At 71.5% G+C, this 26,021-nt stretch carries 25 protein-coding genes; 12 read left to right on the plus strand and 13 right to left on the minus strand.

The annotated features are described in order from the left end of the window. Positions 1-39: 39 nt before the first annotated feature. The gene (locus tag I2W78_RS29675) at positions 40-510 is read left to right on the plus strand and encodes an RDD family protein (RefSeq protein WP_196463311.1); all 471 of its coding nucleotides are present in this window, start codon (positions 40-42) and stop codon (positions 508-510) included. 1,021 nt (positions 511-1,531) lie between these two features. Here the strand turns inward: I2W78_RS29675 and I2W78_RS29680 are convergent. Beyond that, positions 1,532-3,178, minus strand: coding sequence for an FAD-dependent oxidoreductase (locus I2W78_RS29680; protein ID WP_196463312.1), 1,647 nt, complete (start codon positions 3,176-3,178; stop codon positions 1,532-1,534). A 213-nt stretch (positions 3,179-3,391) separates the two neighbouring features. Here I2W78_RS29680 and I2W78_RS29685 point away from each other — a divergent pair, with 213 nt between their 5' ends. The 7 genes from I2W78_RS29685 to I2W78_RS29715 are packed head-to-tail and all read left to right on the plus strand — an operon-like array spanning position 3,392 to position 8,604. Further along, entirely contained in the window at positions 3,392-4,483 is a 1,092-nt protein-coding gene (locus I2W78_RS29685) for a SchA/CurD-like domain-containing protein (RefSeq protein ID WP_196463313.1), read from the plus strand. 35 nt (positions 4,484-4,518) lie between these two features. Then, positions 4,519-4,983: a cupin domain-containing protein gene (locus I2W78_RS29690; protein ID WP_307783851.1), complete on the plus strand. Its 465-nt coding sequence runs from the start codon at positions 4,519-4,521 to the stop codon at positions 4,981-4,983. Continuing rightward, the gene (locus I2W78_RS29695; protein ID WP_196463314.1) at positions 4,980-6,239 is read left to right on the plus strand and encodes a beta-ketoacyl-[acyl-carrier-protein] synthase family protein; all 1,260 of its coding nucleotides are present in this window, start codon (positions 4,980-4,982) and stop codon (positions 6,237-6,239) included. Before I2W78_RS29690 ends, I2W78_RS29695 begins: the two co-directional genes overlap by 4 nt. Positions 6,240-6,246: 7 nt before the next feature. After that, complete coding sequence (locus tag I2W78_RS29700; RefSeq protein WP_196463315.1) at positions 6,247-7,491, plus strand: beta-ketoacyl synthase N-terminal-like domain-containing protein; 1,245 nt, start codon at positions 6,247-6,249, stop codon at positions 7,489-7,491. A gap of 20 nt (positions 7,492-7,511) precedes the next feature. After that, positions 7,512-7,766 carry an acyl carrier protein gene (locus I2W78_RS29705; RefSeq protein ID WP_196463316.1) on the plus strand — a complete coding sequence of 85 codons (255 nt, stop codon included), beginning with the start codon at positions 7,512-7,514 and terminating at the stop codon, positions 7,764-7,766. Between the two features lies 1 nt (position 7,767). Further along, positions 7,768-8,250 (plus strand): SRPBCC family protein, encoded by a 483-nt coding sequence (locus I2W78_RS29710; RefSeq protein ID WP_196463317.1) that lies wholly within the window; start codon positions 7,768-7,770, stop codon positions 8,248-8,250. A gap of 21 nt (positions 8,251-8,271) precedes the next feature. Further along, positions 8,272-8,604 carry a TcmI family type II polyketide cyclase gene (locus tag I2W78_RS29715; protein WP_196463318.1) on the plus strand — a complete coding sequence of 111 codons (333 nt, stop codon included), beginning with the start codon at positions 8,272-8,274 and terminating at the stop codon, positions 8,602-8,604. Between the two features lie 75 nt (positions 8,605-8,679). Here the strand turns inward: I2W78_RS29715 and I2W78_RS29720 are convergent, their stop codons facing one another. The 6 genes from I2W78_RS29720 to lipB form a co-directional block, all read right to left on the minus strand. Beyond that, on the minus strand, positions 8,680-9,675 hold the full coding sequence (locus I2W78_RS29720) for a methyltransferase (protein ID WP_196464777.1): 996 nt from the start codon (positions 9,673-9,675) through the stop codon (positions 8,680-8,682). Between the two features lie 94 nt (positions 9,676-9,769). Continuing rightward, positions 9,770-10,864, minus strand: a complete 1,095-nt coding sequence (locus I2W78_RS29725; protein WP_196463319.1) for a right-handed parallel beta-helix repeat-containing protein — start codon at positions 10,862-10,864, stop codon at positions 9,770-9,772. Positions 10,865-11,010: 146 nt separating this feature from the next. Further along, entirely contained in the window at positions 11,011-11,712 is a 702-nt protein-coding gene (locus I2W78_RS29730) for a DUF4191 domain-containing protein (RefSeq protein ID WP_196463320.1), read from the minus strand. A gap of 50 nt (positions 11,713-11,762) precedes the next feature. After that, positions 11,763-11,963 carry an SCO2195 family GlnR-regulated protein gene (locus I2W78_RS29735; protein WP_196463321.1) on the minus strand — a complete coding sequence of 67 codons (201 nt, stop codon included), beginning with the start codon at positions 11,961-11,963 and terminating at the stop codon, positions 11,763-11,765. 273 nt (positions 11,964-12,236) lie between these two features. Further along, entirely contained in the window at positions 12,237-13,202 is a 966-nt protein-coding gene (lipA, locus tag I2W78_RS29740) for a lipoyl synthase (protein ID WP_196463322.1), read from the minus strand. 83 nt (positions 13,203-13,285) lie between these two features. Continuing rightward, positions 13,286-14,086 carry a lipoyl(octanoyl) transferase LipB gene (gene lipB / locus I2W78_RS29745; protein ID WP_196463323.1) on the minus strand — a complete coding sequence of 267 codons (801 nt, stop codon included), beginning with the start codon at positions 14,084-14,086 and terminating at the stop codon, positions 13,286-13,288. Between the two features lie 248 nt (positions 14,087-14,334). Between lipB and I2W78_RS29750 the strand changes: the two genes are divergently transcribed. After that, complete coding sequence (locus I2W78_RS29750) at positions 14,335-15,771, plus strand: regulator (protein ID WP_196463324.1); 1,437 nt, start codon at positions 14,335-14,337, stop codon at positions 15,769-15,771. A gap of 36 nt (positions 15,772-15,807) precedes the next feature. On the opposite strand, the gene I2W78_RS29755 is transcribed toward I2W78_RS29750, so the two are convergent. Then, positions 15,808-17,172, minus strand: a complete 1,365-nt coding sequence (locus I2W78_RS29755) for an NAD(P)/FAD-dependent oxidoreductase (RefSeq protein ID WP_196463325.1) — start codon at positions 17,170-17,172, stop codon at positions 15,808-15,810. A gap of 199 nt (positions 17,173-17,371) precedes the next feature. Beyond that, complete coding sequence (locus tag I2W78_RS29760; protein WP_196463326.1) at positions 17,372-18,268, minus strand: TIGR01777 family oxidoreductase; 897 nt, start codon at positions 18,266-18,268, stop codon at positions 17,372-17,374. Between the two features lie 72 nt (positions 18,269-18,340). Between I2W78_RS29760 and I2W78_RS29765 the strand changes: the two genes are divergently transcribed. Next, on the plus strand, positions 18,341-18,829 hold the full coding sequence (locus I2W78_RS29765) for a GNAT family N-acetyltransferase (protein ID WP_196463327.1): 489 nt from the start codon (positions 18,341-18,343) through the stop codon (positions 18,827-18,829). 13 nt (positions 18,830-18,842) lie between these two features. On the opposite strand, the gene I2W78_RS29770 is transcribed toward I2W78_RS29765, so the two are convergent. Next, positions 18,843-20,027 carry a MarP family serine protease gene (locus I2W78_RS29770; protein ID WP_196463328.1) on the minus strand — a complete coding sequence of 395 codons (1,185 nt, stop codon included), beginning with the start codon at positions 20,025-20,027 and terminating at the stop codon, positions 18,843-18,845. Between the two features lie 274 nt (positions 20,028-20,301). Between I2W78_RS29770 and I2W78_RS29775 the strand changes: the two genes are divergently transcribed. Next, positions 20,302-21,078 (plus strand): peptidoglycan recognition protein family protein, encoded by a 777-nt coding sequence (locus I2W78_RS29775; protein ID WP_307783852.1) that lies wholly within the window; start codon positions 20,302-20,304, stop codon positions 21,076-21,078. Positions 21,079-21,167: 89 nt separating this feature from the next. Further along, the gene (locus I2W78_RS29780; protein ID WP_196463330.1) at positions 21,168-21,389 is read left to right on the plus strand and encodes a hypothetical protein; all 222 of its coding nucleotides are present in this window, start codon (positions 21,168-21,170) and stop codon (positions 21,387-21,389) included. Positions 21,390-21,405: 16 nt separating this feature from the next. Here I2W78_RS29780 and I2W78_RS29785 read toward each other — a convergent pair whose 3' ends face one another. The 3 genes from I2W78_RS29785 to aceE all read right to left on the minus strand — a co-directional run bounded on the left by I2W78_RS29785 (position 21,406) and on the right by aceE (position 25,746). Next, entirely contained in the window at positions 21,406-21,924 is a 519-nt protein-coding gene (locus I2W78_RS29785; protein WP_196464778.1) for a DUF4240 domain-containing protein, read from the minus strand. A gap of 56 nt (positions 21,925-21,980) precedes the next feature. Further along, positions 21,981-22,955: a helix-turn-helix transcriptional regulator gene (locus I2W78_RS29790; protein ID WP_196463331.1), complete on the minus strand. Its 975-nt coding sequence runs from the start codon at positions 22,953-22,955 to the stop codon at positions 21,981-21,983. A gap of 88 nt (positions 22,956-23,043) precedes the next feature. After that, the gene (gene aceE / locus I2W78_RS29795) at positions 23,044-25,746 is read right to left on the minus strand and encodes a pyruvate dehydrogenase (acetyl-transferring), homodimeric type (protein WP_196463332.1); all 2,703 of its coding nucleotides are present in this window, start codon (positions 25,744-25,746) and stop codon (positions 23,044-23,046) included. Between the last annotated feature and the right edge of the window lie 275 nt (positions 25,747-26,021).

The following is a 26,021-nucleotide window of genomic DNA, read 5'->3' on the forward strand; positions in this document are numbered from 1 at the left end:
GCGTACCCCGGTCAAATCCGGGCGCAGTACCTTTGGCGGGTGGACAAGAGGCAAGCAATCGGATCATGGCTCTCCGGCCCCCGTGCGGCCATGGAGGACGCCGGTGCGGACTTCGGCTACCGGGGGGAGCAGCTGGGTCTGCCCGAGGAGGGGCCGGGATCGATCGCCCGCCCCGGTCGGCGGCTCGTCGCCCTGGCCGTGGACTGGGGCCTGTGCTTCATGATCGCATACAGCCTGATCACGGACGGCTACGGCGGCCAGACGACCGGCAACTGGGCGCTGCTGATCTTCTTCGTCATGAGCGCCCTGACCGTCGGCACCATCGGCGTCACCCCGGGTAAGCGCCTCTTCGGCCTGCGCGTGGTCGCCCTCGACACCGGCACCGTCCACCCGGGCCGCGCCCTGCTCCGCACGGCCCTGCTCTGCCTCGCCGTCCCCGCCCTGATCTGGGACCGCGACGGCCGCGGACTCCACGACCGGGTGGCGAAGACGGTCGAGGTACGAATCTGAATCCCGGAATCCCGCCCGTCCGACGCGCCGGCTCCGTTCGCACCGGTCGGCTGACGTGCCGAGGGCCACTCGCAGCGGCCCGCTGACGTGCCGAGTGCCGTTCGTACCGGTCGGCTGCGGCCCATTGACGTGCCGAGTGCCGTTCGTACTGGTCGGCTGACGTGCCGAGGGCGCCTTGCACCGGTCGGCTGGCGTGCAGAGGTCCGTTCGTGCTGGTCGGCTGACGTGCCGAGGGCCACTCGCAGCGGCCCGCTGACGTGCCGAGTGCCGTTCGTACCGGTCGGCTGACGTGCCGAGGGCGCCTTGCACCGGTCGGCTGGCGTGCAGAGGTCCGTTCGTACTGGTCGGCCGCCGAGCCGACGGCCACTCGCAGCCTCCCGTTGACGTGCCGAGTGCCGCGGGTGCCGGTCGGCTGACGTGCCGAGGGCCTTTGGTACCCCTCGGCTAACGAGCCGAGGGCCACTCGCAGAGTCCCGCTGACGAGCCGACAGCCGCCCGTACCGGCCCGCTGACATGGCCCACCCGCCCGCCCCGCTGGACGAAGCCGAGGGCCACTCGCAGCGGCCCGCTGACGTGCCGAGGTCCGTTCGCACCGGTCGGCTGACGAACCGACAGCTTCCCCCACCGGCCCGCTGACTTGCCGAAGGCCGCCCGTACCGCCCCCCTAGACGAACCGACAGCTTCCCCCACCGGCCCGCTGACTTGCCGAAGGCCGCCCGTACCGCCCCCCTAGACGAACCGACAGCCACCCCCACCGGCCCGCTGACTTGCCGAAGGCCGCCCGTACCGCCCCCCTAGACGAACCGACAGCCACCCCCACCGGCCCGCTGACTTGCCGAAGGCCACCCGTACCGCCCCCCTAGACGAACCGACAGCCACCCCCACCGGCCCGCTGACTTGCCGAAGGCCACCCGTACCGCCCCCCTAGACGAACCGACAGCCACCCCCACCGGCCCGCTGACATGCCGAAGGCCACCCGTGCCGGTCGGGGCGGGTGGCCTTCGGGGTGGTTGCGCCGAAGTCAGCGGTGGTGCAGGATCGCCGCCACGACCTGCCGCAGCTCGGCCTCCGGATCCGCTGCCGCTCCGGGTGAGCGCCAGGCCACGAACCCGTCCGGCCGCACCAGCACCGCCCCGTCGGCCGACGTCCCGTGCGTCTCCGCCCAGTCGTCGCCCTCCGCGTCGTACGCCAGCTCGGCATCCGCCTCCGCACCGATCCGGTACGCGTCCAGCTGTACGCCGTCCGTGTCGGCGATGCGCCGGGCGGCGGCGTGCCAGGCGGCGCCCTCACTCGAGGCGGCGTCGCAGAGCAGCACCAGTGAACGCTCGTACAGATCGAGCGTGGAGACCCGTTCGCCCGCGTGCCGCAGCCACATGTGCGGGGCCCGGCTGCCCGGCTCCGCGGTCAGGCGCATCCCTTCGGGTACGACCGGCTGGGCCGGGTCGGCGCCCACGACGGCGCCCTGCGGGTAGCGGTAGGCGAGGACGATGTTGAGGATGCCGCCGCCCTTGCCGCCGCCGATGCCGGGGGGCGGGGCGAAACCGGGATGGCTGTGCTCCACCGAGCGGGCCGAGGCACGGGCGCTGGTGGCCAGGGCGACGGGCCGGCGCTCGGCGCCGTAGGTCTCCAGCAGCCCCGGCCCGGCCCAGCCGCCGAGGACGGCGGCCAGCTTCCAGGCCAGGTTGTGGGCGTCCTGGATCCCGGTGTTGGAGCCGAAGGCGCCGGTCGGGGACATCTCGTGGGCGGAGTCGCCGGCGAGGAAGACCCGGTCGACGGCATACCGTTCGGCGACCCGTTCGGCGGCGCGCCAGGACGCCTTTCCGGTGATTTCGACGTCGAGGTCGGGGGCGCCGACCGCGAGCCGGATGTGCCGCTGGAGCCGTTCCTCGGTGAACTCCTCCAGTTGCTCGCCCTGTTCGGGGTGCCAGGGGGCGTGGAAGACCCAGTTCTCCTTGTTGTCGACGGGCAGCAGGGCACCGTCCGCCTCGGGGTTGGTGAGGTAGCAGCAGATGAACCGCCGATCGCCGACGACGTCGGCGAGCAGCTTGGACCGGAAGGTGACGCTCACGTTGGCGAACAGGTCGCCGGGGCCGCTCTGCCCGATGCCGAGCCGGTTGCGGACGGGGCTGCGCGGACCGTCGGCCGCGACCAGGTAGTCCGCGCGGACCGTGTAGAGCTCGTCGCTGTCACGGTCCCGGACGAACGCCGTCACTCCTTCGGGGTCCTGCTCGAAGGACTCCAGCTCGTGGAAGTACCTCAGGTCGCCGCCGAGCGCGTCGGCCCCCTTCCTGAGCACCGGCTCCAGGTCGTTCTGGCTGCACAGGCACCACCCCGAGGGGCTGAACCGGGCGAGGCCGCCGCCCGGGTCCATCTCCTTGAACAGCCACTCCCCGGCGTCACCGACCAGCGTCGGGGTCTGCAGGATGCCGTGGTTGTCCGCGAGGAGGGCGGCCGCCGTCTTGATGTCCGGCTCGATGCCGGCCACCCGGTAGAGCTCCATCGTCCGCACGTTGTTGCCGCGGCCGCGCGGGTGGATCGAGGTCCCGGCATGCCGCTCGACGAGCATGTGGCGCACGCCGAGACGGCCCAGGAAGAGGGACATGGACAGGCCCACCAGCGAACCGCCCACGACGAGGACGGGAACCTGGTGATCGGCTTTTTGCTGCATCAAGGACTCCTGAGGCAGTGGTGGGGGGTGTTGGGGGTGTTGGGGGTGTTGCAGTTTCCATGCCCTCTGGAAGGGGGTTCCGCGTGCTCTATCACCCGCGTGGTTCACGCGAGTCGCGCACTGAGGGGGACCGGCAGAGGATCAAGAAGCGCTGACGTCGCGTCATCGGCGGCCGGCGTTCGCCCTGGCCTCCAGAGAAGGAGATTGCGCAGCATGACCACCACGTCGGAAAAGGTTTCGCAGCAGCAGCAGCTGACGCGACAGGTGTCGGCACGGGTCTCCCAGTCCGTGTTCGACGGCTCCCGCCTCCGGGTCATCCTGCTGGTCGACGTACACGACGGTGCCCAGCAGCAGTTCCTGGAGGCATACGAGCAACTGTGCAGCCAGGTGGCCTCGGTGCCGGGTCACGTCAGCGACCAGCTGTGCCAGTCCATCGAGAATCCCTCCCAATGGCTCATCACGAGTGAGTGGGAGAGCGCCCCGCCGTTCCTCGCCTGGGTGAACAGCGAGGAGCACGTGCAGATGGTGCGCCCGCTGCACAGCTGTGTACGGGACACCCGCTCGCTCCGCTTCCACATCGTCCGCGAGACGGGCGGCGCGGCGCCGATGGCCGACACGGCACACCGCCAACTGCAGATGTCCCCCCGGATCGGCGACGGCGTGATCCGCCACGCCCTCACCTTCACGGTCAAGCCGGGCAGCGAGCCGGAGGTCGCGAAGATCCTCGCGAACTACGATCCACCCGAGACGCGGGTCGACGAGACCACCCGTCTGGTCCGCACCTCTCTCTTCATGCACGCCAACCGGGTCGTACGGGCCATCGAGGTCCGCGGCGACCTGCTCGTGGCGCTGCGGCACGTCGCCCGGCAGCCCGAGGTACGGGCGATCGAGGAGGCCATCAACCCGTACCTGGAGCAGGACCGGGATCTCAGCGACGACGATTCCGCGCGCGTGTTCTTCACCCGGGCGGCGCTGCCCGCCGTGCACCACATCAGCGTGGACGAGATGCCCGAGGGCGCGCGGTACGCCCTGTCCTACCCGGCCCGGCCCGGCGAGGGCATGCAGCTGGCCGAGGCGCTCTCCCGGCAGGACGAGAAGGCGGCGCAGGACCCGGCGAACCCGGTGCTGCGCAGCACGATCTTCCAGCGGGACGACGTCGTCGTACGGCTGATCGACGTGCGCCCCGGCGTGGACGCCGACGTCGCCCTGTCGAAGTCCGGGGCACTGTCCCCGCCGAACGCCCTGCTGGACGGCGACGCCGCCCGCATGGAACTCGTCACCGACCGCCGCTCGCCGGACGCCTGATTCCGTCAGGCGCAGCACACCCACGGAGGAACGTCGTGATCAAACCCATTCCCAAGATCGTGGACCTCAGCGAGGTCGAGCCCAACACCCGGCGCGGCGGCGATCTGCGCGCCATGCTCACCCCGACCACGGTGGGCTCCACCAGCGGTTTCATGGGCGTGGCCATCGTCCAGCCCGGCGACCGCATCGCTGAGCACTACCACCCGTACTCCGAGGAGTTCGTGTACGTCGTCTGCGGGCAGCTGGAGGTGGACCTGGACGGCGAGGCGCACCCGCTCCGCCCGGAGCAGGGGCTGATGATCCCCGCCCACATGCGCCACCGCTTCCGGAACGTGGGCAACGTGGAGGCGCGCATCGTCTTCCACCTGGGGCCGCTGGCCCCGCGCCCGAGCCTGGGACACGTCGACACGGAGGAGACGGAGGTCATCGGGGCCGCCGCGGTGGCCACGGAGCCCGCATCCGCGTGTGCCGCCCACGACCGAGGTCAGGTTCGATCATGACCCGGCGCGTGGCGGTCACTGGCATAGGCATCGTCGCCCCGGGCGGCATCGGCGTACCGGCTTTCTGGGATCTGCTGGCCAACGGCCGGACCGCGACGCGGGGCATCACCTTCTTCGACCCCACGGGACTGCGCTCCCGGATAGCCGCCGAGTGCGACTTCGACCCGGCGGCGCACGGCCTCGACGAGGAGCAGATAGCGCGCGCGGACCGGTACATACAGTTCGCCCTGGTCGCCGGCGAGGAAGCGGTCCGGGACTCGGGTCTGGAACTGGCCCGGGAGGATCCGTGGCGGGTCGGGGTGTCCGTGGGCACCGCGGTCGGCGGCACCACCCGGCTGGAGCACGACTACGTCCTGGTCAGTCACCGAGGACAGCGCTGGGACGTCGAACACCAGCAGGCGGAGCCGCACCTGCACCGGGCGTTCTCGCCCAGTACGGTCGCCTCCGCGGTGGCGGAACGTTTCGGCGCCCAGGGTCCGGTCCAGACCGTCTCCACCGGCTGCACCTCCGGCCTGGACGCGGTCGGGTACGCCTTCCACACCGTCGAGGAGGGCCGGGCCGACATCTGCATAGCGGGTGCCTCGGACTCCCCGATCTCCCCCATCACCATGGCCTGCTTCGACGCGATCAAGGCCACGTCCCCGAACAACGACGACCCCGCCCACGCCTCCCGGCCCTTCGACAACAACCGTGACGGATTCGTGATGGGCGAGGGCGGCGCCGTGCTCGTCCTGGAGGAGCTGGAGCACGCGCGAGCCCGCGGCGCCCACGTGTACTGCGAGCTGGGCGGCTACGCCACCTTCGGCAACGCCTACCACATGACCGGCCTGACCAGCGAAGGTCTGGAGATGGCCCGGGCGATAGATCTGGCACTCGACCACGCCCGACTGGATCCGACGGCGATCGACTACGTCAACGCGCACGGATCCGGCACCCGGCAGAACGACCGCCACGAGACGGCGGCCGTGAAGCGGGCCCTCGGTCGGCACGCCTACGACACCCCCATGAGCTCCATCAAGTCGATGGTGGGCCACTCGCTCGGGGCGATCGGGGCGATCGAGGTGGTCGCCTGTGTGCTGGCCCTCGCCAAGCAGGTCGTACCGCCGACCGCGAACTACGAGACCCCCGACCCCGAGTGCGACCTGGACTACGTCCCGCGTGTCGCCCGCGAACGGAAGCTGACCAGCGTCCTGTCCGTGGGCAGCGGATTCGGGGGTTTCCAGTCGGCGGTGGTCCTGACCCGAAGCAGGGAGTGAGGACACGATGAGCGAACCGCACGATCGGCGCGCGGCCGTCACCGGAATCGGGGTGGTCGCGCCCAACGGAACCAGCACCGACGCGTTCTGGAAGGCCACCAAGGAAGGACTCAGCGTCCTCGACCGGGTCACCCGCGAGGGCTGTGAGCACCTTCCGCTGAAGGTGGCCGGCGAGGTCCGCGGCTTCGACCCGGCGGCGACGATCGAGGAGCGGTTCCTCGTCCAGACCGACCGGTTCACCCACTTCGCCATGGCCGCGGCGGACTTCGCCCTGGACGACGCACGGCTCGGGCAGGCCGACACCTCCGACGAGCCGTACTCCATCGGTGTGGTGACCGCGGCCGGGTCCGGCGGCGGCGAGTTCGGCCAGCGTGAGCTGCAACAGCTGTGGGGCAAGGGCAGCCGGTTCGTCGGCCCGTACCAGTCCATCGCCTGGTTCTACGCAGCGAGCACCGGCCAGATCTCCATCCGCCGCAAGTTCAAGGGCCCCTGCTCGGTCGTCGCCTCCGACGAGGCCGGCGGTCTGGACGCCCTGGCGCACGCGGCGCGGGCGGTGCGGCGCGGCACCGGCGCGATCGTTGCCGGCTCCACCGAGGCGCCCCTCGCGCCGTACTCGGTGGTCTGCCAACTGGGCTACGACGAGCTGAGCCGCGAGACCGATCCGTCCCGGGCCTACCGCCCGTTCACGGACGCGGCGTGCGGGTTCGTGCCGGCCGAGGGCGGCGCGATGCTCGTGGTGGAGGCGGCGGGTACCGCCCGCGAACGCGGCGCCGGGATCCGGGCCGTCGTGGCGGGCCACGGGGCCACCTTCACCGGCGCCTCCCGCTGGGCGGAGTCCCGCGACGGCCTCGCCCACGCGATCCGGCAGGCCCTTCGGGAGGCCGACTGCGCGCCCGAGGAGATCGACGTCGTCTTCGCCGACGCCCTCGGGGTGCCGGAGGCGGACCGGGCCGAGGCACTGGCGCTCGCCGACGCCCTCGGCGGACACGGCACCCGGGTGCCGGTCACGGCGCCGAAGACCGGAACCGGGCGGGGGTACTGCGCGGCCCCCGTGCTGGACACCGCCGCGGCCGTGCTCGCCATGGAGCACGGCCTGATCCCGCCGACGCCGAACGTCTTCGACGTCTGCCACGACCTCGACCTCGTGACGGGCCGTGCCCGGGCCGCCGAGCTGCGCACGGCGCTGGTCCTCAGCCGCGGACTCATGGGGTCGAACTCGGCGCTGGTGCTGCGACACGGCGCCGCGCAGTGAGCACAGCAAAGGAGGAAGACATGTCCCAGATCACCGTGGAAGAACTCGCCGCGCTCATGAAGAAGGCCGCCGGGGTCACCGTCAGCCCGCAGCAGCTCCAGGAGAAGCCGGACACCGGCTTCGACGTCCTCGGCGTCGACTCGCTGGGCCTGCTCGGCATCGTCGGCGAGCTGGAGAACGTGCACGGCACCCCGATGCCGGTCGACGCGGAGCGCTGCAAGACGCCCCAGCAGTTCCTCAACCTCGTCAACAGCACCCTGATGACTGGAGCCTGAGATGGCCGGACACACCGAGAACGAGATCACCATCGCCGCCCCGCTGGACCTGGTCTGGGACATGACCAACGACCTGGAGCGGTGGCCGCAGCTGTTCAGCGAGTACGCGTCCGTCGAGGTCCTCTCCCAGGAGGGGAAGAAGACGACGTTCCGGCTGACCATGCACCCGGACGAGAACGGCACCGTCTGGAGCTGGGTCTCCGAGCGCGAGCCGGACCGCGACACCCTCACCGTCAAGGCGCGCCGGGTGGAGACCGGGCCCTTCGCCCACATGAACATCCACTGGCGCTACGAGGAGGTCCCCGCCGGCACCCGGATGGTCTGGACGCAGGACTTCGCGATGAAGCCGGACGCGCCCGTCGACGACGACTGGATGACCGACAACATCAACAAGAACTCGAAGATCCAGATGGCCCTCATCCGGGACAAGATCGAGAAGGCGGCCGCCGGTGGTCACCGGCCCGCCCCCGCCCTGGCCGACTGAGCCCGACGACAGGAGAAGACCGTGCACCAGGCCCTGATCGTCGCCCGCATGGCCCCGGGCTCCGCCCCCGACATCGCCAAGGTGTTCGAGGACTCCGACCGGGGAGAGCTGCCGCACCTCGTCGGCGTCGTCCGGCGCAGCCTCTTCCAGTTCGGCGATGTGTACATGCACCTCATCGAGTCCGAGCGCGAGCCGGGACCGGCCATCGCCAAGGTCACCTCGCATCCCGAGTTCAGGGACGTCAGCGAGCGCCTCTCGGCATACGTCAGCGCGTACGACCCGGAGACCTGGCGGTCCCCGAAGGACGCGATGGCACAGCGCTTCTACCTCTGGGAGCGCGACGCCCGCGCCTGAACCCCGTCCCGGCCACCGGTGCCGGGCCCGCGTCCGACGCGGGCCCGGCACCGGTGTTCTCCGGGGGGAGTTCGCTCACACGGCGACCGTGCAGTCGAACGCGTGCAGGTAGGGGTTGACGGGCCGGATGTCGCCGACGGTCAGGCCGGCGGCCTGAAGCCGTCCGACCATGCTGTCGGTGGTGTGCTTGGCTCCGCCGACGTTCAGGAGCAGCAGCAGGTCCATGGCGGTGCTGAAGCGCATGGACGGGGTGTCGTCGACGAGGTTCTCGATGACCACGACCCGTGTGCCGGGACCGCCCGCCTCGACGACGTTGCGCAGCAGCCTGGCCGTGGACTCGTCGTCCCACTCCAGGATGTTCTTGATGATGTAGACGTCGGCCGTGACCGGGACGGACTCCCGGATGTCGCCGGGCACGATGCGCGCCCGGTCGGCGAGATCGCCACCCTGGCGCAGCCGCGGTACGGCGTTGTCCACCACCCGCGGCAGATCGAGCAGGTACCCCTTCATCGACGGGTACTTGTCCAGCAGGCTGGCCACCACGTGCCCCTGGCCGCCGCCGAGGTCCGCGACGGACGAAGCGCCGGACAGGTCCAAAAGTGCGGCGACATCGCGCGCCGACTGCTCGCTGGAGGTGGTCATCGCGCGGTTGAAGACGTCGGCAGACTCGGGGGCGTCCTCGTTCAGGTAGACGAAGAACTCCTTGCCGTAGAGGTCCTCGACGACGTTCCGGCCGGTGCGCACCGCCTCGTCGAGCTTCGGCCAGGCGTCCCAGGTCCACGGCTCGGTGCACCACAGGGAGATGTACCGCAGGCTGTTCGGGTCGTCCTCGCGCAGCAGTTTGGACATCTCGGTGTGGCCGAAGGTGCCGTCGGGCCGCTCGGCGAAGACGCCGTAGCAGGACAGGGCGCGCAGCAGCCGGCGCAGCGGCTTCGGCTCGGTCTTCACCGCGGCCGCGAGCTCCTCCACGGTCATGGGGGTGTCCGCGAGCGCGTCGGCGACGCCCAGCCGGGCTGCCGCGCGGACGGCGGCGGCACACGCCGCCCCGAACACGAGCTCTCTCAGCCGCATCGACGGCGGTGGTGGCGGAGGAGCCGAGAGCTCGGGGGATGGAGCGGTCATGTGCCGCCTTCCTTCCTTGCGTGAGTGGGTTACGGCTGTCCGGTCAGCACAGACCCGCGGGCTTGGAGGCCCCGCAGGTGTTGGCGTCGAACGCGTTGGCGCTCTTGGTGGCTTCCTGGTTGACGAGGTCCGCCGGCGAGTTGTTCTCCAGGCGGTTGTCGGTGATCCGGTTCCGCTCGCTCGTGACGCCCACCATGCTCTTGAACAGGACGATGCCGCCGGACAGCGGGGACTTGCCCGAGTGGCCGGTGACCACGTTCCGCGCGACCAGGGTGTTCTCGGCGCCGGTCAGGACGATGCCGGAGCCCTGCAGGAAGGGCAGCCGGGCGGTCTTCGCGCAGTACTTGTTGTTGTTCTCGACGCGGTTGTCGCTGACGGTCAGAGCGCCCGCCCTCGGCTTGTTCTCGTCGCCGACGACGAACAGGCCGGTGCAGTTGCCGGTGAGGTGGTTGGCCGTGACGGCGAGGTTCCGCAGCCGGCGGACGGTGATGCCGATCCGGTTGTCCTCGAGGTGGTTCCGCTCGATCACCGTGCCCTTGGTGTCGGTGGCGCCCACCTCGGCCTTCACGTTGTTGGCGAGGAACAGGCCCGCGTCACCGTTGCCCCGGGCGATGTTGTCCCGGAAGACGCCGCGGGTGGAGTGCTCCTGCGCGATGCCCCACTGCCCGTTGTCGTCGGCGGTCACCCGCCGCACGGTCAGGCGGTCGGTCCCCAGCGCGAACAGGCCGTTCTTGGAGAAGTCGGTCACCTTCAGGTCGGCGATGGTGACGTCCTGGAGGGCCTTGTTCTTCTCCCCGATCACGCAGATGCCGTTCCCCGAGTCGAGGCAGTTCGGGGTGGCCTTCGTGGCGCGCGGCGCGACCTTCTTCTTCTGGACCGGCTGGATCACCGTGTCGTCGCCGTGGTGGCGCAGTCCGCGCAGGGTCAGTCCCGGCGTCCTCACCGTGATGCTCTCGTGGTAGACGCCGGGCATGACGAGGACCGTGTCGCCGGGCTGGGCGGCGTTCACGGCCTTCTGGATCGACTCGCCCGGCGTCACCACGTGGACCTGGTGGGCGGCCGACGCGGGAGCGGAACCGACAAGGGCGCCCAGGAGCGCCGTCGCGCATGCGACGTATGTGATATGGCGTTTTGTCACATTCCGAAGGCTAGGAGCGCATCAGTCGATTACCGGCTGGATGCTCCGTTCGACGGCGTGTCACCCCGGAAGGCAGTACGGGCCGAGCCGGGCGCCTGTACGCCCGGGCTCAGCCCGTACCTGTGGTCCGCGACGCCGACCGAGGGTCAGCGGGCCCTCGGTCCGCCCTTCGGCAGCCGCATGCCCTTGGGCATCGGCCCCTTGGGCAGCGGCATGTTGCTCATCAGGTCGCCCATCGCCCGCAACCGGTCGTTGGTGGCGGTCACCTGGGGTCCGGTCAGTACGCGCGGCAGCTTCAGCATGGTCGTGCGCAGCTTCTTCAGCTCGACCGCGTCCTCGCCGGTGCCGACGATCAGGTCGTGCACCGGCACGTCCGCGACGACCCGGTTCATCTTCTTCTTCTCGGCGGCCAGCAGGGACTTCACCCGGTTCGGGTTGCCCTCGGCGACCAGCACGATGCCGGCCTTGCCGACCGCCCGGTGCACCACGTCCTGGCTGCGGTTCATCGCCACCGCGGGGGTCGTCGTCCAGCCCCGGCCGATGTTGTCGAGCACGGCCGCGGCGGCGCCCGGCTGGCCCTCCATCTGCCCGAAGGCGGCCCGCTCGGCGCGGCGCCCGAAGACGATCGCCGTCGCGAGGAAGGCGAGCAACAGGCCCAGGATGCCGAGATAGATGGGGTGACCGATCAAGAAACCGATCGCGAGGAAGACACCGAAGGTGACGATTCCGACTGCCGCGAGTACAAGACCGATCTTCTTGTCGGCCCTGCGGGTCATCTTGTAGGTCAGAGCGATCTGCTTCAGTCGCCCGGGGTTCGCAGCGTCCGCTGCGGTTTCCTTCCTCGCCATGCCACGAAGTCTACGTGGCTCGCGAACCGCCTTCGACGGCGGTGCGCATCTCAGGAGCGACGGGCGAAGGTCTGCTCCACGATCCGCTGCGCCTCGATCCGGTCCTTGGCCCGGCGGCGGTCCTCCAGCACGGAGGTCCAGGCGTTGCGGCGGGCGGTGCGCTGGCCGCCGCTCATCAGCAGGGACTCCACGGCGCGCAGGGCGGTGGTGAAGGACGGAATGGCGGTGGCGCGGACGGGCGCGGCCTGCATGGTGGAGGTCCCCCCTCGAGATCGGCTGTGGATACCGGTGTACGTGGCGTGAGGCCAGCGTCACTGATTGGTGTTACCAGGGCGTGACCGACCGGTCAAACACCAATGAAGCCTTGATACGGCGGCCCCGAACGCGGACGCGGCCCTGACGTACGCCCTCATCTGCGAGGACGGTCAGGACCGCGTCGTATCGGTCACTACCTGCGGGTAGCCGCTTGTGCGGGAATTCACACGCTCGCCGCACGCCGTACGGGGACGGCGGGTGACGCCGCGTCAGACGGCCTGCGCCGCGACGTACGTACCCCGCTTCTCGACGGCCATCTGGTACAGGCGCCCGGCGCGGTACGAGGAGCGCACCAGCGGGCCGGACATCACACCGGAGAAGCCGATCTGCTCGGCCTCCTCCTTCAGCTCCACGAACTCCTGCGGCTTCACCCAGCGCTCCACCGGGTGGTGGCGCACCGACGGGCGCAGGTACTGCGTGATGGTGACCAGCTCGCACCCGGCGTCGTGCAGCTGCCTGAGCGCGTCGCTGACCTCCTCACGGGTCTCGCCCATGCCGAGGATCAGGTTGGACTTGGTCACCAGGCCGTAGTCGCGGGCCGCGGTGATGACCTTCAGGGAGCGGTCGTAGCGGAAGCCGGGGCGGATCCGCTTGAAGATCCGGGGCACCGTCTCGACGTTGTGCGCGAAGACCTCGGGGCGGGCCGAGAAGACCTCCGCCAGCTGCTCGGGGACCGCGTTGAAGTCGGGAGCCAGCAGCTCGACCTTGGTGTGACCACCCTCACGGCCGGCGGTCTGCTGGTGGATCTGGCGCACGGTCTCGGCGTACAGCCAGGCGCCGCCGTCCTCCAGGTCGTCGCGGGCGACGCCGGTGATGGTGGCGTAGTTCAGGTCCATGGTGACCACGGACTCGCCGACCCGGCGGGGCTCGTCGCGGTCGAGCGCCTCGGGCTTGCCGGTGTCGATCTGGCAGAAGTCGCAGCGCCGGGTGCACTGGTCGCCGCCGATGAGGAAGGTCGCCTCGCGGTCCTCCCAGCACTCGTAGATGTTCGGGCAGCCGGCTTCCTGGCAGACCGTGTGCAGGCCCTCGCTCTTCACGAGGTTCTGCATCTTGGTGTACTCGGGGCCCATTTTCGCCCGGGTCTTGATCCACTCGGGCTTGCGCTCGATGGGGGTCTGGCTGTTGCGGACCTCCAGGCGCAGCATCTTGCGTCCGTCGGGTGCGACTGCGGACACGACCGGCTCCCTAGCGATTGGTGGTACGGCGACTTTTCAGGGTACGCCCGTTGGAATTCTGGCCTGCGTCGGTGCCGGCCAGGTTATGCGGCCGGGGCCTTCTCGATCACCCTCGGCTTCAGTTCCGCGTTCTCCAGTACGTCCCTCAGGTGGCGCTCGACGATCGGGAGCACCTCCTCGATCGTGATGTCGCGGCCCAGCTCGTTCGCGAGGGAGGCGACGCCCGCGTCGCGGATGCCGCAAGGGATGATCTTGTCGAACCACTTGTTGTCGGGGTTCACGTTCAGCGCGAAGCCGTGCATCGTGACGCCCTTGGCGACACGGATGCCGATGGCGGCGATCTTGCGGTCCTCGCGGCGCTGGCCGGCATTGGAGGGGGCGTACTCCGGGCCGTTCAGGCGGGGGTCGAACTCCTCGTCGTGCAGCCGGGGGTCGAAGTCGAGGGAGAGGCCGCCGACGGACGGGCGCTGCTCGACCGGGTCGCCGAGGACCCACACCCCGCTGCGGCCCTCGACCCGGGTGGTCTGCAGGCCGAACTCCGCGCAGGTGCGGATCAGCGCCTCTTCCAGCCGTCGTACGTGCGCCACCACGTCCACCGGGCGCGGGAGCTTCTGGATCGGGTAGCCCACCAGCTGGCCCGGGCCGTGCCAGGTGATCTTGCCGCCGCGGTCCACGTCGACGACCGGTGTGCCGTCGAGGGGGCGCTCGTTGTCCGCCGTGCGCCGGCCCGCGGTGTAGACCGGCGGGTGCTCCAGCAGCAGCACGGTGTCGGAGACCTCGTCGGCGAACCGCGCCGCGTGCACCCGGCGTTGCTCGTCCCACGCCTCCTGGTACTCGACGGCGTCCGCGCCGAATCCCATACGGACGAACCGCAACTCACTCACGGCAAGCGCCTCCCTAGAGGTCGTAAGGCATGAAACGCGCCTACGCCACTGTACGACTCCTCCGGGCGCGTCAGCCCTGGGGGCAATCCTCACACGATCGGATGAATGAACGTCGAAGTGTGCTATCAGCTGCTCACTCTCCGCTACATTCGCGCCGTTCACGAGGCCATATGGGCTGCTCACAGGCAATCCGGGCAGCGCGGTGGCGACAGCCGCCGAACGCCCGAAGGCAGGAGACCGCACCGCAGATGACGGAACGACCCGCGCAGCGCACTCCCAACCGCCAGCTCGCCGCGCTCATCGCAGAAGCGGGGTTCTCCAACGCAGGTCTCGCCCGTCGCGTGGACCAGCTCGGCCTCGAACACGGACTCGACCTCAGATACGACAAGACCTCCGTCACCCGCTGGCTGCGCGGACAGCAGCCCAGGGGAACGACCCCGGCGCTCATCGCCGAGGTGTTCACCCGCCGCCTCGGCCGCCGGCTCACCGCCCAGGACCTGGGCCTGGACGCCTGCGCCCCGGTGTACGCGGGGCTGGAGTTCGCGGCGGGGCCCGAGGAGGCCGTCGACATCGTCAGCGGCCTGTGGCGCAAGGACTCCGGCAGCCATGCCGAGCTGCGCAAGATCGCCTTCACCCCGGCCGGGCTGGTCGTCCCCAGCCGGGACTGGCTGATCGGCCGCGCCGACGAGAAGGTCGCCCGGGGCGAGTCCCCGGCCCGGGTGCCCGCGCAGGGCCGCCCGGCGGTGCCCCAGCAGCGCGGCCGGGCCGAGCGCGGGCCCGGCCACCGGGTCACCTCCGGCGACATCGCCGCGCTCCGCTCGGTCGCCGAGCTGTTCCGCACCCTCGACAACGCCTACGGCGGCGGCCACGCCCGGCAGGCCCTGGTGCGCTACCTGGAACACGAGCTCGAACCGATGCTGCGCGGCACCTACGGCGAGCAGACCGGCCGCCGGCTGTTCGGCGCCGCCGCCGACCTCACCCGGCTCGCCGGCTGGACGTCGTACGACATCGCCGCGCACGGTCTCGCCCAGCGGTACTTCGTACAGGCGCTGCGGCTGTCGCAGGCGGCCGGGGACCGGGCGTACGGGGCGTATGTCCTGGTCACGATGAGCCGGCAGGCCGTCTATCTGAGCCACGGGCGCGAGGCCGTGCAGCTGGCGCGGGTGGCCCAGCAGGGGGTGGGCGGCTCCGCGCCGCCCGTCGTGCAGGCGCTGCTGCACGCCGCCGAGGCACGGGGGCACGGGGTGCTGGGGGAGGTACGGGCGTGCACCGCGTCCCTCGTCCGCGCCGAGCGCGCGCTGGAGGGCGCCCGGCCCGGGGACGACGTCCCGTACTGGGCGCGCTTCTTCGACGAGGCACAGCTCGCCGACGAGTTCGGGCACTGCCACCGGGACCTGCAGCAGTTCCGCGCCGCCGCGCAGCACGCGGAGCGCTCGCTGCAGCTGCGGGGCCCCGGTTTCGCCCGCAGCAGTCTGTTCTGCCGTGTCGTCCTCGCCACCGCCCGCCTCGGCCTCGGCGAACTCGACCAGGCCTGCCAACTGGCCGCCGAAGCGGCCGGCCAGGCGGCGGAGATGCGGTCGGTGCGGGCGGTGGAGTACGTCAAGGACTTCGAACGCCGCCTGGAGCCGTACAAGGACGCGGCACCGGTGCGGACGTACCGGGACAAGGTGGCCGTGCTGAACTGACGGCGTCGTGACGGGGTGGCGGTGAGTCGATCCGCCTCACGCCGCCCGAGCCGTGGGCGCCGGGTCCGCCGCGTGCATCGAGCCCGTCGCCCCGAGGTCGGCCAGGATCGCCGCGGCCGCCCGGTGGGCCGAGTGCAGCCCGCCCTGGACCGTACTGGTGTCCCGGTGGTCGCCGCACACGTACAGGCCCGCCAGCAGCCGCACCGGCCGTCGCAGATCGTGCGGCGGCCGCATCACCGGCACGGCCTCGGCGGTGTGGTGCACGGCGAGCGTCTCCCACCGTGCCGTCGACGTGCCGTACAGCCGGGCCAGATGCATTCGTACCGCCGTGTCGACATCGCTCGGTACGGCCCCCAGCACCGTCGACGACACCAGCGCCCGCCCCGCCGGCGCGCGCGTCGGATCCACCGCGCTGACCACCGCCGTGTGCGCCACCGGGCCGCCCCGGTCGGCGTCCAGCAGTAGCGAGGCCCCGGTCTGCGGTGCCTCGTCGGTCGTGTGGTGCACCACCGTCACCGGATGGAAGTCCGGCACCCGCAGCCCGGGCAGCAGCTCGGCCGCCGTCCGCGCGTCCGTCGCCAGCAGCACCGCCCGGCACCGGAACTCCCCGTGCTCGGCCGTGCTCACCGACGTCGTGGACACACCGGTGACCCGCACCCCGGTGCGCACCGTCCCCGGCGGCAGCCCGCGCGCGAGCAGCTCCGGCAGCACCTCGGCGCCGCCCTCCGGCACACACATCCGCCCCGCCGCGAACGCCCGCAGCGCCAGATCCGCGCACCGGCTGGACGTCCGCAGCTCCGGGTCGCACAGCAGCGCGGCGAGCAGCGGGCGCAGGAAGCCGTCGACGGTCCGGGCGGGCAGCCCGCGCTCCGCGAGGGCCTGACCTGCGGGCAACTCCGGGCGGGACAGCAGCCGTTCGACCGGCATCTGGCCGATCCGGGCCAGCGCCGCCCCGAGCCGCGCCTGATCGACGGCACCGCCCAGCGGCGCACCCGCCGGTCCGCGGGAACCGGTGCCGGGCCTCCCCGTCGAACGGGGGGCGCTCGCAAGGGCGCGCACGGCATGGAGTGCGCCCCTCGCGCTCCTGCCGCCCGCCGGGGCGCCCGCACGCTGCCGGCGCCCGTCGCTGTGCAGCAGGACACCCGGGGTGAACGCGCGCAGCGCGAGCGCGTCGAGCCCCGGTGTCAGACGCAGTTCGGGATACGACGTGAACAGGAGCTGCCCGATGCGGTCGAGCCGGAAGCCGTCGACCTTCTCCGTCGCCATCCGCCCGCCCACACAAGGGGCGGCCTCCAGGACGGTGGTCGGGATTCCTGCACCGGTCAGCCGATGCGCCGCGGCGAGACCGGCGACCCCGGCTCCCACGACGACGACATCCGCCTGATACGCGGGCTCAAGCACGTGCCCCTCCTCGACGTTGCACGGCCGGTGGAGAGGTCATGCCCTCAACCGGCTCCGGGGATACCCGAGTTCGGGTCGAGGTTAGGGCCGCGTTCGGTCAAGGGAAGTCGCGCATGAACAGGGCACGGTCGCACGGCGGTCGCATACGGTCAGGTACGGCCAAGGGGGCAGGGTGCCACGTCCTGGACGACCGTAAACCTCACCCCGCCGCGCGAATCGCCTCCTCGATCCCCGGGAAGGCGAAGCCGAACCCGGACTCCAGCAACCGCTTCGGCACCACCCGCTGACTGCCCAGCACATCCCCGGCCATCTCGCCCAGCACGGCCCGCAGCACCGGCGCCGGCACCGCGAACAGCGTGGGCCGGCGCAGCACCCGCCCCATCGCCGCGGTGATCTCACGGTTCGTCAGCGGCTGCGGGGCCGTCAGATTGAACGGCCCCGACAGGTCCTCACGGTCGATCAGGTGCCGGAGCGCGGCGACCTCGTCGTGCAGCGAGATGAACGACCAGTACTGCCGCCCGTCCCCGAGCCGCCCACCGAGACCCGCCAGGAACAGCGGGAACAGCCGCCCCCAGGCACCGCCCTTGCGCGACACCACCAACCCGGTCCGCGCGAACACCGTCCGCACACCCGCGTCCCGCGCGGGCGCCGCGGCCGACTCCCACTCCACGCACAGTTCCGGCAGGAAACCCCTCCCCGCGGGCGCCTCCTCGTCGACGGCCCGCTGCCCGGTGTCGCCGTAGTAGCCGATCGCGCTGCCGCTGACGAACACCCGCGGCCGCCGCTCCGCCGGCAGCCCGGCGACCGCCCCGGCCAGCGTCGCCGTACCGCGCACCCGGCTGTCGCGGATCCGCGCCTTGTACTCCTCGGTCCAGCGGCGGTCGCCCACCCCGGCGCCCGCCAGGTTCACCACCGCGTCGCACCCGGCCAGCCCGGCCGGATCGACGTACTCGCGCTCCGGATCCCAGCGGACCTCGCCCGCCGCCCGGGGCTCCCGGCGTACCAGGCGCACCACTTCGTGCCCCTCGGCGGTCAGGGATCGCACGAGGGCGCTGCCGATGAGACCGGACGCGCCGGCCACCGCGATTCGTTCCATGCGGCCCATACTGCCGGTCAAGCCCGGATAAATGCCGAACAGGCGCTCCCACGGCCGCCGTACAGTGACGTCATGCCGGTTCCGTACATACGTCACGCCAGGTACGCCGACGAGGAAGAACTGGGGCGGCTCGACCGCCGTTGCTGGTCCGGGCTGCACTCCGTCCAGCCGCGCCCCAGGCCGCCGTACGACCCCTTCTTCAACGACCGCTTCGGGCCGCGCGACCATCTCGTCGCCGAACTCGCCGGAGCGATCGTCGGCTACATACGGCTCGCCTTCTCCACCCCGCTGGACAGCAACGCGCACGTCCGCCAGATCCAGGGCCTCGTCGTCGCCGAGGAGGCGCGGGGCGCCGGGGTCGGCCGGGCGCTGCTACGGGCCGTGCAGGACGAGGCACGGCGGCAGGGGGCCCGCCGGATCACCCTGCGGGTCCTCGGGCACAACACCCCGGCCCGCAAGCTCTACGAGTCCGAGGGGTTCGTGGTGGAGGGCGTGCTGCCGGAGGAGTTCTTCCTCGACGGGGAGTACGTCGACGACGTGCTGATGGGCCGGGCCCTGTGAGCCGTGCCGGGCGCTACGACGCCACCAGCTCGCCCGTGTCCACCGGTGTCGTCGCGTCCGCCGCCCGCGTCGCGTCACCGGCGACCTCGTCGGCCGTCAGGACGTACCCCGTCTCCGCGTCGGAGGTGGAGCGGGCGAAGACCACGCCGTAGACCCTGCCGTCGGTGGTGAGCAGCGGGCCGCCGGAGTTGCCGGGGCGGACCGTGGAGCGGATCGAGTAGATCTCGCGGGTGACGTTCTCGTCGCTGTAGATGTTCTGGCCGGTCGCCCGCACCCGGTTGGCGACCGTCGCCGCCTGCAGATCCAGCCCGCCGTCCTGCGGATAACCGGCGACAACGGCCGCGTCGCCGCGATCGGCGTCGTCGTCGAACTCCAGGGCGGGGGCGCGCAGATCGGGGACGTACAGCACGGCCACGTCCTTGTCCGGGTCGAACAGCACCACCCGTGCCTCGTACGACGGCCCGACCCCGCCGATCCGTACGGTCGGCTCGTCGATGCCCGCCACCACGTGCGCGTTGGTCATCACATGCTCGGCCGTGTACACGAACCCGCTGCCCTCGCGCCCCTGGTCGCCCACGGCGCCCTCGACCTTCACCGTGCTCAGCTTGGCCGCGTTGGTGGCGGCAGGCGTGACGCTGTCGCCGGAGGGCCTCGCCACCTCGGCGGTCGACTCGTTCTCGAACGGGTTGAACACCTGCGGGAAGCCCGCCTCGGTGAGCGCCGACGTGGCCCGCGAGAACCAGGCCGGTGTGGTGTCCGGCATCGCGCTCTGCACCGCGCCCAGCACCCGTGAGTCCCGGATGGCGCCCGTCAGCAGCGGCGAGGCGGACGCCGCCAGCACGCTCGCCGCCACCCACGCCACGATCAGCACGGCGACCGAGTTGGCCGCCGCCCCGCCGGCCCCGTCGGCCACCCGCAGCGGCCCCCGGTCCAGCTCCCGCCGCAGCCGCAGCGCCGGCCGACCGGCCAGCTCGTGCCCCACCACCGCCGGGACCAGCACCGTGAGCACCGCCGTCACCGTCGCCGCCGTCGTCCCCGGCGACACCAGGTCCATCACCCACGGCAGGATCCACACGCCGATGACCGCGCCGCCCACGAACCCGGCGAGCGAGACACAGCCGGCCACCAGTCCGCGCCGGTAGCCGGAACCGGCGTACACCAGGATCACCAGCACCAGCAGGATGTCGAGCAGGTCCACGGAGCCGCCTTTCTCTAGGACCCGTCGGTGCGCGGGTACGCGCCCCAGCACGCCTTAGTACGCGCCGGACGGGTCCAGTGATCAGCCACGCCCGCGCCACCGGTCGGGAAACCGGCCACGTGTGCGTGTATCCCGAAAAACGTCACCGACCCGGACGATGGTTCCACCAGGTGGCACAGCACACATCGCGGGCGCAGGCGCTCGGACCGACAGTGGGTCCATGCGTGTCCTGAGACAAGGCAAGAGAAGAAGACGGGGAGCACGGCGCCGCGCCGTGCCGATACGTGGCACCGCCGTGGCGCTGGCGGGCTGTCTGCCCGGAGTCGCCGCGGTCACCGCCCTGGCGCTGTGCGCCCACGTGGTGGACCGGTTGGTGACGGACGCCCGGACCGCCCGCTCGCTCGCCGTCGCCCGGGCGGGCACCCCGCACACCGCACCCAAGCCGCCCGTCGTCCCCCGGACGGCCTGGACCGGCCAGGGCCGGGCCCCCGTCGAGAAGCAGCCGCCACCGCGCTACGACGACAAGGTCGTCGCCGTGTTCGTGCACCACACCGACACCCCCAACGCGTACCGCTGCACCGACTCGCCCCGCATCATCCGCGACCTCTACGCCGGCCAGACCGGCGACCAGGACTGGGACGACATCGGCTACAACTTCCTCGTCGACCGCTGCGGCACCATCTACGAGGGCCGCGCGGGCGGCGTCACCCGCCCCGTCACCGGCGCCCACACCCTGGGCTTCAACCACCGCACCGCCGGCATCGCCGCCATCGGCACCTTCACGGCGGGCGCCGAGGTGCCGCGCGCGATGACCGAGGCGATCGCCGCGCTGGCCGCCTGGAAACTGGGCCTGTCGGGCACCGACCCGCACGCGAAGGTGCGCCTGGTCTCCAGCAACAGCCGCAGCCGCTTCGCCGCCGGCACCTCCGCCACGCTGCCCGCCCTGGCCGGCCACAACGACGGCTACATGACCAACTGCCCCGGCGCCGCCCTGACCGCGCGGCTGCCGCAGATCAGGGACCGGGCGGCCCGGTTGCAGGGGCGGCCGTGAACTCCATAGGAAGGCCACAGCCGCCCCGCAGGGCACTGAGAGGCCCGCGCCCTACCGTTGCGGCCAGCAGCCGACCGGAGGTGGGGAACATGAGCAGCAGCCGTGGTACGGAGCACGGGGCGGGCACGTGGAACGGGGCCCTGCGGGGACCCTGGACGGTGCTCTGCGCGGTCGCGACGGTCGTCCTCGGACCGGCCGCGGTCACCGCGTCGGCACTCGACCAGGCCAACGCGGCACCGCTGCACCACGCGGCGAAGGCCGATCAGACGCAGGCGTACATACCGACGGACACCCGCCGCAGGGGCGCCTGAACCCCGAGCGCCGGTCTCACTCCTTGAAGCGGTCCCACAGTCGCGGGAACCGCTCCGCGAGCACCGCCTCGTTCTCGAATTCGACCGGCGTGCCCTCCGGCTCGGCGGTGGCGGGCGCGATGCCGAGGTCGGGAGCGACGGTGCCGGTGAGCTGTTCGTAGGCCTCGTCGGCGGCGTAGCCCAGCTCCTCGCCGTCGCCGTCGATCTCCTCGTCGAAGTCGCCCAGCAGGTCGGCGAGCGAGTCGGGGTCGTGCACGCCGCCCTCGTACACCTCGCGGCCCTGGCCGATCAGCCAGCACCGGAAGAAGTCGAAGGCGTCGTCGCTGGCCCCGTCGAGCAGCACCCAGGCGGCGCCCCACAGGTCCCAGGTGTACGCGCGGTTGTAGCGGGCCTCGAAGTGACGGGCGAAGTCGAGGACCATCTCGGGATCCAGCCGCAGGAGCCGGTCCACGAGGAGGTCGGCCTGCTCCTCCGGGTCGCCCTCGGCGGCCTCGCGGGTGGCGTCGATCAGCTCCCAGAACTCCGTCTCGTCCATCACGGGACAAGCATCGGGCCTTCACGGGTGGGGCGCACGCGGAGTGGGGCGGATCGTTATGTGCCGTACAGGGCGGCGATCCGCCGCGCGTCCCGGGCGAACCGCGCCCGCAGCTCCTCGGGCGCCAGCACCTCGACCTCCGGTCCGAGGGCGGTGAGCTGGGTGTGCGCGACCTCCTCGGACTCCACCGGGAGCGTCACGGTCACCCAGCCGTCGTCGTCCGGGGCGCCCACGGCGGCCAGCGCGTCCCGCGCCGACTGCGGATCGAGGGCGAACGGCAGCCTCCGCACGCCCTCCCCGGACAGCCGGACCACCACCTCGGCGCGCAGGATCGAGCGCGCGAACTGCTCCGCCCGCTCCTCCCAGAACGCGGGCAGCTCGAACTCCCCGTCGCGCGCGAACCGCTCCTCGCCCGGCTCCACCGCCGTGAACCGGTCGATCCGGTACACCCGGAAGGCCCCGTGATCCGCCACCCGCGCGCACAGGTACCAGACGCCCGCCTTGAGTACGAGCCCGTACGGCTCCAGCTCCCGGACGACCTCTGCCTCCCCGCGCACATAGCGGGCGACGATCCGCCGGTCGTCCCACACCGCGTCCGCGACCGCGGGCAGCAACTCGGGCGTCCGGGGCTCCTTGAACCAGTTCGGGGCGTCCAGATGGAACCGCTGCGCGGCCGTCCTCGATGCGTCCCGCAGGGAGGGCAGCAGCGCGGCGGACACCTTCAGCCGGGCGGCGGAGGCGGCGTCCTCCAGCCCCATCTCCCTCAGCGCCCCCGGCACCCCGGACAGGAACAGCGCCTCGGCCTCGCCGCGGTGCAGGCCGGTCAGCCGCGTGCGGTATCCGCCGATCAGCCGGTAACCCCCGGCCCGGCCCCGGTCGGCGTACACCGGAACCCCGGCCTCCGACAGCGCCTGCGCGTCCCGGGTCACCGTCCGCTCCGACACCTCCAGCTCCCGCGCCAGCTCGGCGGCGGTCATGGTCGGCCGGGACTGGAGCAACAGCACCATCTTGATGAGCCGGGCAGCGCGCATGCGTTCATGATGCCGGGGGCCACTGACATCGATACTCGTACAACGAAGGGGTACGGCTGCCGCCGTACCCCTTCCGCGAGCGTGGGCCTTACAGCCCGTACTTCTCGCGGGCCTCCTTCACGGCCGTCGCCTTGACCTCGCCCCGCTTGGCGAGCTGGGCCAGGGCCGCGACGACGATCGACTCCGCGTCGACGCCGAAGTGGCGGCGGGCGGCGTCGCGGGTGTCGGACAGACCGAAGCCGTCGGCGCCCAGCGAGGAGTAGTCCTGCTCGACCCACTGCGCGATCTGGTCGGGGACCTGGCGCATGTAGTCGGAGACCGCCAGCACCGGGCCCTCGGCGCCCTGCAACGCCTGCCGGACGTACGGCACCCGCTCCTCGCCGCGCAGCAGTGCCGCGTCGGCCTCCAGCGCGTCCCGGCGCAGCTCGCTCCAGGAGGTCGCGGACCACACGTCGGCGGCCACGCCCCACTCCTCGGCGAGCAGCGTCTGCGCCTTCAGCGCCCAGTGGATCGCCGTACCGGAGCCGAGCAGCTGGACGCGCGGGGCGTTGGCCGGCGCGGTCACGCCCGCCGACTCGGCCGTGTTGAAGCGGTACAGGCCCTTGACGATGCCCTCGTCGATGCCGAGGCCCTGCGGCTTCGCGGGCTGCGGCAGCGGCTCGTTGTAGACGGTGAGGTAGTAGAAGACGTTCGGGTCCTCACCGGGCGCCGCCTCGCCGTACATCCGGCGCAGACCGTCCTTGACGATCGCCGCGACCTCGTACGCGAACGCCGGGTCGTACGTCAGCGCCGCCGGGTTGGTCGCCGCGATGACGGGGGAGTGGCCGTCGGCGTGCTGCAGGCCCTCACCGGTCAGCGTCGTACGACCGGCCGTCGCGCCGATGAGGAAGCCGCGGCCGAGCTGGTCGCCGAGCTGCCACATCTGGTCGGCCGTGCGCTGCCAGCCGAACATCGAGTAGAAGATGTAGAACGGGATCATCGCTTCGCCGTGCGTGGAGTACGCGGTGGACGCGGCGATGAAGTCGGCCATCGAACCGGCCTCGGTGATCCCCTCGTTGAGGATCTGGCCGTTCTCGGCCTCCTTGTAGTACATCAGCTGGTCGCGGTCGACCGGCTCGTACGTCTGGCCCTTGGGCGAGTAGATGCCGAGCGACGGGAACAGCGACTCCATGCCGAAGGTGCGCGCCTCGTCGGGGACGATCGGCACCCAGCGCCTGCCCGTCTCCTTGTCGCGGACCAGGTCCTTGACCAGGCGGACGAACGCCATGGTGGTGGCCACGTTCTGCGAGCCGGAGCCCTTGTCGAAGGAGGCGAAGGCCTTCTCGGCGGGCGCGGGCAGCGGCGCAACCGGGTGCACGCGGCGGGCCGGGGCGGGACCGCCGAGGGCGGCGCGACGCTCCTGGAGGTAGCGGACCTCGGCGGAGTCGGCGCCCGGGTGGCCGTAGGGGACCACGCCGTCGACGAACGCGCTGTCGGCGATCGGCAGGCCGAGCAGGTCGCGCATCGTCTTGAACTCGTCCACCGTCAGCTTCTTCATCTGGTGGTTGGCGTTCTTCGACGCGAAGCCCGTGCCGAGGGTGTGGCCCTTGACCGTCTGGGCCAGGATCACGGTCGGCGCGCCCTTGTGCTCGACGGCGGCCTTGTACGCGGCGTACACCTTGCGCGGCTCGTGGCCACCGCGGGAGAAGTGGAAGCAGTCGAGGATCTTGTCGTCGCTCAGCAGCTTCGCCATCTCGACGAGCGCCGGGTCCTTGCCGAAGAAGTCCTCGCGGATGTAGGCGGCGTCGCGGGTCTGGTACGTCTGGACCTGTGCGTCGGGTACCTCGCGCAGGCGTCGTACCAGCGCGCCGGTGGTGTCGAGCTGGAACAGCTCGTCCCAGGTGGAGCCCCACAGGGTCTTGACGACGTTCCAGCCGGCGCCGCGGAACTGGGCCTCCAGCTCCTGCACGATCTTGAAGTTGGCGCGGACCGGGCCGTCCAGGCGCTGCAGGTTGCAGTTGATGACGAAGGTGAGGTTGTCCAGCTCCTCACGCGCGGCCAGCGCGAGCGCCGCCGTCGACTCCGGCTCGTCCATCTCGCCGTCGCCGAGGAAGGCCCACACGTGGGAGGCGGAGACGTCCTTGATGCCGCGGTTGGTGAGGTAGCGGTTGAAGCGCGCCTGGTAGATCGCGGAGAGCGGGCCGAGGCCCATCGACACGGTCGGGAACTCCCACAGCCAGGGCAGGCGGCGCGGGTGCGGGTACGACGGCAGGCCGTTGCCGCCGGCCTCGCGGCGGAAGTTGTCGAGGTGGTCCTCGTTCAGCCGGCCGTCGAGGAAGGCGCGGGCGTAGATGCCGGGGGAGGCGTGGCCCTGGATGTAGAGCTGGTCGCCGGACCCGTCGGCCTCCTTGCCCTTGAAGAAGTGGTTGAAGCCGGTCTCGTACAGCCAGGCCGCGGAGGCGAAGGTGGCGATGTGGCCGCCGACGCCGTATTTGCTGCCGCGGGTCACCATGGCGGCCGCGTTCCAGCGGTTCCAGGCGGTGATCCGCGCCTCCATCTCCTCGTCACCGGGCACGGTCGGCTCGGCGGCTGTGGGGATGGTGTTGACGTAGTCGGTCTCAAGGAGCTTGGGCAGCGCGATGCCGTTGCCCTCGGCACGCTCCAGCGTGCGCCGCATCAGGTACGCGGCACGGTGCGGCCCGGCCGCCTTGGCGACCGCGTCCAGCGAGGCCTGCCATTCGGCGGTCTCCTCCGGATCCCGGTCGGGGAGCTGGTCGAGCGCGCTCGGCTGGATGGCGTTGGGGTCGGTCATGTCGCCGCCTTCCTCAGTCGAAGGGGGTTCCCTCATCGGTAAGGGTTCGGGGGTGCCCTTGGTCTTTGGCAGGACAGGGCGGGTGGACTCGGGTGGAAGTCCGTCGGCGACTGTAACTCCCTGATCGATGATCGATCAAAGGGTTGAGGGTCAAAACCTCTTGATCACGAGAAAATAGGCACGGGGTGCCTTTGGGGCAGGCACGCGGTGCCGCATTTTTCCTGCTCAGATGAGGTGCGGGTGGCTAGCCTGCGCGACTCGGGCCGGGCAGGGAG

It is taken from the genome of Streptomyces spinoverrucosus, from assembly GCF_015712165.1.
Lineage (GTDB): Bacteria > Actinomycetota > Actinomycetes > Streptomycetales > Streptomycetaceae > Streptomyces > Streptomyces spinoverrucosus_A.

Excerpts from the sequence above, each read along its gene's own strand:
- aceE (WP_196463332.1), bottom strand. The coding sequence starts at position 25,746 with ATGACCGACCCCAACGCCATCCAGCCGAGCGCGCTCGACCAGCTCCCC.
- I2W78_RS29695 (WP_196463314.1), top strand. The coding sequence starts at position 4,980 with ATGACCCGGCGCGTGGCGGTCACTGGCATAGGCATCGTCGCCCCGGGC.
- I2W78_RS29750 (WP_196463324.1), top strand. The coding sequence starts at position 14,335 with ATGACGGAACGACCCGCGCAGCGCACTCCCAACCGCCAGCTCGCCGCG.
- I2W78_RS29710 (WP_196463317.1), top strand. The coding sequence starts at position 7,768 with ATGGCCGGACACACCGAGAACGAGATCACCATCGCCGCCCCGCTGGAC.
- I2W78_RS29780 (WP_196463330.1), top strand. The coding sequence starts at position 21,168 with ATGAGCAGCAGCCGTGGTACGGAGCACGGGGCGGGCACGTGGAACGGG.
- I2W78_RS29680 (WP_196463312.1), bottom strand. The coding sequence starts at position 3,178 with ATGCAGCAAAAAGCCGATCACCAGGTTCCCGTCCTCGTCGTGGGCGGT.
- I2W78_RS29735 (WP_196463321.1), bottom strand. The coding sequence starts at position 11,963 with ATGCAGGCCGCGCCCGTCCGCGCCACCGCCATTCCGTCCTTCACCACC.
- I2W78_RS29685 (WP_196463313.1), top strand. The coding sequence starts at position 3,392 with ATGACCACCACGTCGGAAAAGGTTTCGCAGCAGCAGCAGCTGACGCGA.
- I2W78_RS29730 (WP_196463320.1), bottom strand. The coding sequence starts at position 11,712 with ATGGCGAGGAAGGAAACCGCAGCGGACGCTGCGAACCCCGGGCGACTG.
- I2W78_RS29700 (WP_196463315.1), top strand. The coding sequence starts at position 6,247 with ATGAGCGAACCGCACGATCGGCGCGCGGCCGTCACCGGAATCGGGGTG.
- I2W78_RS29765 (WP_196463327.1), top strand. The coding sequence starts at position 18,341 with ATGCCGGTTCCGTACATACGTCACGCCAGGTACGCCGACGAGGAAGAA.
- I2W78_RS29705 (WP_196463316.1), top strand. The coding sequence starts at position 7,512 with ATGTCCCAGATCACCGTGGAAGAACTCGCCGCGCTCATGAAGAAGGCC.
- I2W78_RS29720 (WP_196464777.1), bottom strand. The coding sequence starts at position 9,675 with ATGCGGCTGAGAGAGCTCGTGTTCGGGGCGGCGTGTGCCGCCGCCGTC.
- I2W78_RS29760 (WP_196463326.1), bottom strand. The coding sequence starts at position 18,268 with ATGGAACGAATCGCGGTGGCCGGCGCGTCCGGTCTCATCGGCAGCGCC.
- I2W78_RS29790 (WP_196463331.1), bottom strand. The coding sequence starts at position 22,955 with ATGCGCGCTGCCCGGCTCATCAAGATGGTGCTGTTGCTCCAGTCCCGG.
- I2W78_RS29785 (WP_196464778.1), bottom strand. The coding sequence starts at position 21,924 with ATGGACGAGACGGAGTTCTGGGAGCTGATCGACGCCACCCGCGAGGCC.